The sequence below is a fragment of the Mesorhizobium sp. M1A.F.Ca.IN.020.04.1.1 genome (genome assembly GCF_003997315.1).
Classification (GTDB): Bacteria; Pseudomonadota; Alphaproteobacteria; order Rhizobiales; family Rhizobiaceae; genus Mesorhizobium.
Genome location: NZ_RZSN01000260.1, coordinates 1 through 5,514 on the forward strand (window position 1 = coordinate 1; position 5,514 = coordinate 5,514).

At 64.9% G+C, this 5,514-nt stretch carries 7 protein-coding genes; 5 read left to right on the top strand and 2 right to left on the bottom strand.

The genetic code is table 11. The features are described from left to right. The coding region (locus EOA49_RS29785) for an iron chelate uptake ABC transporter family permease subunit (RefSeq protein ID WP_164749321.1) at positions 1-396 on the top strand (396 nt) is incomplete at its 5' end. A 7-nt stretch (positions 397-403) separates the two neighbouring features. Then, positions 404-1,192 carry a heme ABC transporter ATP-binding protein gene (locus EOA49_RS29790; RefSeq protein ID WP_127241918.1) on the top strand — a complete coding sequence of 263 codons (789 nt, stop codon included), beginning with the start codon at positions 404-406 and terminating at the stop codon, positions 1,190-1,192. Here EOA49_RS29790 and rirA read toward each other — a convergent pair. Next, positions 1,189-1,650, bottom strand: coding sequence for an iron-responsive transcriptional regulator RirA (rirA, locus tag EOA49_RS29795; protein ID WP_066999863.1), 462 nt, complete (start codon positions 1,648-1,650; stop codon positions 1,189-1,191). The genes EOA49_RS29790 and rirA overlap by 4 nt on opposite strands. Before the next feature lie 195 nt (positions 1,651-1,845). Here rirA and EOA49_RS29800 point away from each other — a divergent pair, with 195 nt between their 5' ends. The 3 genes from EOA49_RS29800 (at position 1,846) to EOA49_RS29810 (ending at position 4,323) form a co-directional block, all read left to right on the top strand. After that, positions 1,846-3,141, top strand: coding sequence for a DUF445 domain-containing protein (locus EOA49_RS29800; RefSeq protein WP_127241917.1), 1,296 nt, complete (start codon positions 1,846-1,848; stop codon positions 3,139-3,141). Positions 3,142-3,208: 67 nt separating this feature from the next. Beyond that, on the top strand, positions 3,209-3,637 hold the full coding sequence (phaP, locus tag EOA49_RS29805) for a TIGR01841 family phasin (protein WP_066999869.1): 429 nt from the start codon (positions 3,209-3,211) through the stop codon (positions 3,635-3,637). Positions 3,638-3,825: 188 nt separating this feature from the next. Next, positions 3,826-4,323 carry a MaoC family dehydratase gene (locus tag EOA49_RS29810; protein ID WP_066999871.1) on the top strand — a complete coding sequence of 166 codons (498 nt, stop codon included), beginning with the start codon at positions 3,826-3,828 and terminating at the stop codon, positions 4,321-4,323. Here the strand turns inward: EOA49_RS29810 and EOA49_RS29815 are convergent. Beyond that, positions 4,320-5,514: PLP-dependent aminotransferase family protein (locus tag EOA49_RS29815; protein ID WP_164749322.1), on the bottom strand; the 1,195-nt coding region annotated here is incomplete at its 5' end. The genes EOA49_RS29810 and EOA49_RS29815 overlap by 4 nt on opposite strands.

Below are 5,514 nucleotides of genomic sequence, written 5' to 3' on the forward strand. Positions count from 1 at the left end.
GCATTGGCGGCGATGCCGTTCCTGTCGCGCGGCCTCGATGCGCTGGCGCTCGGCGAGGCGACCGCCGGCCATCTCGGCATTCCGGTCCAGCGGCTGAAATATACGGCCATCGTCGGCGTGTCGGCGGCGGTCGGTGCGTCGGTCGCCGTCAGCGGAGGCATCGGCTTCATCGGCATCGTCGTGCCGCATCTGTTGCGCCTCGCGATCGGTCCGGATAACCGCTACCTACTGCCGGCCTCGGCCTTGCTCGGCGCCTCGCTGCTTCTGCTTGCCGACGCGGTCGCCCGTACCGTCGTCGCGCCCGCCGAACTGCCGATCGGCATCGTCACGGCAGTGGCCGGCGCGCCGTTCTTCCTGTGGATCCTGCTGCGCAAGCGCGGCGTCATTGATCTGTGAGCAGCCGATGATCGAAGCCCGGGACATCTCCGTAGCGATCGGCTCCAGGCGCATCGTGTCGCATGTCGATTTCACGGCGCTGCCGGGCGAGGTAACGGCAATCGTCGGGCCCAATGGCTCGGGCAAGACGACGCTGCTCAAGGCGCTGACGGGCGAGCTCTCCTATACCGGCACTGTCATCCTCAATGGCCGAGACCTGGTTTCCATGAAGCCGGTGGAGGCAGCGACGCATCGCGCCGTGCTGCCGCAGTCCACCACGCTGTCCTTTCCCTTCACGGTGCTAGAGATCGTTCGTCTCGGCCTGATCGGCGGGCGTTCCGGGGTGCTGCCCGGCGAGGATGCGCGCTTGCCCGAGCGGGCGCTGGCGCGTGTCGATCTCGACGGCTTTGCCGGCCGCTTCTACCAGGAGCTTTCAGGCGGCGAGCAGCAGCGCGTCCAGCTTGCCCGTGTACTTTGCCAGGTCTGGGCGCCGGTTCTCGAGGGCAGGCCGCGCTACCTTTTCCTCGACGAGCCTGTCTCCAGCCTCGACGTCAAGCACCAACTGATCATCATGAATATTGCGGGCGATTTCGCGCGGCGCGGCGGCGGCGTGGTGGCGATCCTGCACGACCTCAATCTGACGGCCATGTATGCCGACCGGATTTTCGTGCTCTCTCGTGGCCAACTGGCTGCCGCCGGCTCACCTCAAGAGGTGCTCAATGACGAGCTGATCGAAAAGGTGTTCGACTGCCGGCTCAAGGTCGGCGCACTGCCTGCTGGAAGCGTTCCGTTCGTGTTGCCGCAATCGGCAGCTTAGGCAGCCGGGGCGCGCTGCTCCAGGAGATCGATGCCAAGCAGGTGGCGCACATTCGGGCGCGCGGCGACGAGGTCGGCGATCGTGTAGCGGGAGAGCACGGCGAAGAAGGCATTGAGCGCTTCGCGCAGTGCCGAATTCAAGGCGCAGCTGTCGACCAGCGGGCATTCGGCGGCGTCGTTCTCGAAGCACTCGGCCATGGCGAAGCTCTCTTCGGTGACGCGCACGACGTCGAACAGGCTGATCTGCTCCGCCGGGCGGCCGAGCCTGACGCCGCCATTGCGGCCGCGCACCGTCTCGACCAGGCCGGCCTCGACCAGCGGCTGCAGGATCTTGAACAAAAACAGCTCCGAAACCGAATAGGCGGTGGCGATCTCGGGGATGCGGCTCAGGCGGTCGCTGTTCGCGGCGCAATACATCAGTATGCGCATCGCATAGTTCGTCTGGCGCGTGAGCCGCATGGTATCCTCGCGAAATGAGCTTGGGCCGAATATGGCCCATAGTTTGGAACAATTCCAGACTGGACCGCTACATAGCTGAATAAACTTATCAACTTTTTGTGCGTGTCCGCCGCATCGCGCCGCAATGCGCTTTGAGCGAGCGTTTCCCCGGCGCAGGCCCTAGATAAGTCCGGGTGCAATAGGGAAGGCCTTTCCATGTCACAATCAGCTCAGGCCCTCGCGCCGGTTCGATTCGACGCCGATGCGCAGGCAAAGCTCTCGGCATTGCGGCGGACCAAGTTCGTCGCCGCCGCAGCGCTTGGCCTGTGCATCCTTGTCTTCGCGCTCGCCAAGTCTTTAGAGATCACCCATCCGTGGCTCGGCTTTGTTGCCGCGTTCGCCGAGGCGGCGATCATTGGCGGGCTGGCCGACTGGTATGCGGTCGTGGCGTTGTTCAGGCGCCCGCTCGGCCTGCCGATCCCGCACACGGCCATCATTCCTGAGAACCAGCACCGCATCGCCGACAATCTCGGCCGGTTCATCGAGGCCAATTTCCTTGCGCCGGAGCCCGTGCGGGAAAAGCTCGCCGAGGTCGACTTTGCCGCCCTCGTCGCCGACTGGCTGGCCGACGCCGAACGCGCCGCCGACCTGTCGCGATTCGTCGCCCGCCTGGTGCCGCAGACGCTGACCGCCGTGGAGCAGTCCGGGCTGCGCGACTTCGTCACCAGCCGCTTGCTGGAGCAGATCGAAAAAGTGCCGCTAGCGCCTTTAGCCGCGGAGCTGTTGTCGGCGCTCACCGACGACCGGCGCCACCAGAAACTGTTCGACGAGTTCACCAGGGTGGTCGGGCGCTTCCTGAACGACGAGAAGGCGCTGGCGACGATGCGCGAAAAGATCCGTGAGGAACTGCCGTCGCTGTTCAACCTGTTTCGCGCCGACGCCTATCTGCTCAAGAAGATTGTCGCTTCCGCCGGGTTGCTGCTGGAGGAGGTGCGGGCCGATCCCGATCATCCGGCGCGCGCCGAGTTCGACCGTTTCGTACTTGGCTTCGTCGAGCGGCTCAGGACCTCGAAGCAATATGCAAGACGCGCCGAAAGGCTGAAGCGCGATTTCCTGGGCCGTCCGGAAGTCAGGGCTCTCGCCGGCGAGACTTGGGCAAGCCTGCGCTTGTTCATCGAGCAGGACGCCAACGCGGCCAATTCGACGATCCGCGAGCACCTCGCCAACCTGTTCGTCGAGGTCGGCCGGCATTTGGCCGACGATGCCCAGATCAGGGTCGACATGAACCAGGGTTTTGTTGTGGCGCTCGCCTCCTTCGTCGAAAGCCAGAAGAGCGGCGTGTCGAAATTCATCGCCGATCAGGTCAAGCGCTGGGATCTGGCCCAGCTGACGCGGCTGATCGAGATCAATATCGGCAAGGACCTGCAGTATATCCGCTTCAACGGCATGGTAATCGGCGGTCTGGCCGGCTTGGCACTCTATACGGCGGAGCGGCTGCTTCTCCTCAATTGACGCGGACCGGGCGCGCACTATTCTCCCTAGTGGGCGCTGTAAGAGCGGCAGATCGGGAGGCGACGACATGGCAAGACAACCGGAATCCGACTCTTTTCTGGACATCTTCAGCAGGTTCGGCCGCGACTTGAAGCTGCCGAAGGTCGACATCCAGGCGATCCTCGATCACCACCGCAGGAATCTCGAGGCTCTGGAGAAGTCGGCCCGGGCAAGCGCCGCCGGCGCGTCATCCATTCTGTCGAGACAGCACGAAATGGTGCAGGAGGCGCTCGGCGAAATTACCCGGATGGCACGCAACTACCAGCCTCCGGGCAATCCGCAGGAGTTGATGACGAAGCAGGTGGATTTCGCCAGGAAATCCTTCGAGACAACGCTGAAGAATGCCGGCGAGGTCGCCGACCTGGTTCGGAAATCCGGCACCGAATCGGTCGAAATCCTGCGCGACAGGATCAAGGACGCGATGGCGGAAATCCGGGCCGGCTACGACGGGAAGTGAGCAATCCAGGGCGCCTATTCGGGTTTTCCGGATCGGGTTCAGGCGGCTGAGCAATCGGCGCGTGCGGCTGCGCGTTCGCGGCTTGCCGTAAAACCGTCAAGTCTGAGGGTGAAATCGAGGCGCCGCGAATTGACAGGAGCCGCCGGTTCATGGTCGGGAGATTGGCAGAAGCCAGCAGGAAAGCAGGAATGACGGAAAATCGGCCGAGGACGCCGCCGACCTTCGAACAGTTGCGGACAATGGCCGGCCAGGAGATCGGCGTGTCGGACTGGACGACGGTCGACCAGCAGCGCATCGACCAGTTCGCCCAATGCACGGGCGACCACCAGTGGATACATGTCGATCCGGAGCGCGCGAAGCGGCAGAGCCCGTTCCGCACTACGATCGCGCATGGCTATCTGACGCTGTCGATCATCGGCGCGCTGGCGCTGGAGATGGGCATCGTGCCGGAAAACACGCAAGCCGCCTTCAACTATGGCTTCGACAAAGTGCGCTTCCTGGCGCCGGTGAAGTCCGGCGCACGTATCCGGCTGCGCACGACGCTGCTCACCATGGAAGACCGCGGCCCCGGCCAATATCTGATGAAGGCCGCGAACACCGTCGAGATCGAGGGCGAGCAGAAGCCGGCGCTGACTGCCGAGACGCTGGTGATGATGTATGAGCGCCGCAAGCGGGCAGGCGCCTAAGCTCTGCCGCTGCCGGGCTGCGACGCGCCTTTGCGGCGGGACGCGGCCATTGCCCTTTCAAGCACTCTGAAGTTGCGCTTATCGGCGCATTGGGCGACGTTGAAACGCATGAAGCGGCCGGCGGAGTGCGACAGGCTGAAGGCGTTGCCGGGCGCCAGCACGACATTATCCGCCAGCGCATGGCGGGCGACATCGGCGGCGTCGATGGCGTCGGGCAGGCGGCACCACAGGAACATGCCGGCCCCCTGATCGATCCAGGGCATAACGTCCATTGCTTTCAGCCTGCCGGCTGTTTCGGCCATTGCGCGCGACAGGCGGGTGCGCAACTGCTCGACATGCTTGCGGTAGCTGCCGTCCTTCAGCAGAGTCAGCACCAGTTCCGAGGAGAGCCTCCCGCCGCCGAAAGTCGTGGCGATCTTGAGGTCAATCAGCCGTTCCATCCAGTCGCGGGGCGCGGCGATGAAGCCGCATCGCACCGAAGCCGACAGCGTCTTGGAGAAGGAACCGATCTGGACGACGCGGCCGAGGCCATCGAAGGCCGCCAGCCGCGGCGCCGGCGCGTGCTCGAAATCGGCGAAGATGTCATCCTCGACGATGGCGAGATCCGATTGATCGGCAAGCTTGAGCAGCCGGTGCGCTATAACCGGCGAGAGCACCGCGCCGGTTGGGTTGTGAAGCGCGGAATTGGTGATGTAGAGGCGCGGCCGGTGCTCGGCGAGCGCTTGCGCGAAGAGGTCGATATCGGGCCCCGAGGGTGTCATCGCGACACCGACCACTTTGGCGCGATGCGCGCGCAGCAGCGCATGGAAGTTGAAATAGCAGGGATCGTCGACCAGCACCGCATCGCCCGGCTCGAGGAGCAAGCGGCACAGCAGGTCGATCGCCTGCGTCCCGGACTCGGTGAGCATGATCTGGTCCGGCGAAGCCTCGACGCCGTGCGCCGACAGGCGGCGGGCAAGCAGCTGCCGCAGTGCCGGCAGGCCGAGCGGCGTGCCGTAGTCGGCAAGCGTCGCATCGTCGGCTCGGGCGGCGCCGCGCAGTGCTTGCCGCAACGCGGCCTGAGGCATCCAGGAAGCCGGCAGCCAGCCGCAGCCCGGTTTCAGCATATCGTCGCCTGCCTCCAGCGCTTGCCGCGAGACCCAGAGCGGGTCGACGGCGCGGTCGAGCCGCGGGCCGATCTCGGCCAGCGAC

Coding starts and splice junctions, on each gene's coding strand:
- EOA49_RS29790 (WP_127241918.1), top strand. CDS start 404: ATGATCGAAGCCCGGGACATCTCCGTAGCGATCGGCTCCAGGCGCATC.
- rirA (WP_066999863.1), bottom strand. CDS start 1,650: ATGCGGCTCACGCGCCAGACGAACTATGCGATGCGCATACTGATGTAT.
- EOA49_RS29800 (WP_127241917.1), top strand. CDS start 1,846: ATGTCACAATCAGCTCAGGCCCTCGCGCCGGTTCGATTCGACGCCGAT.
- phaP (WP_066999869.1), top strand. CDS start 3,209: ATGGCAAGACAACCGGAATCCGACTCTTTTCTGGACATCTTCAGCAGG.
- EOA49_RS29810 (WP_066999871.1), top strand. CDS start 3,826: ATGACGGAAAATCGGCCGAGGACGCCGCCGACCTTCGAACAGTTGCGG.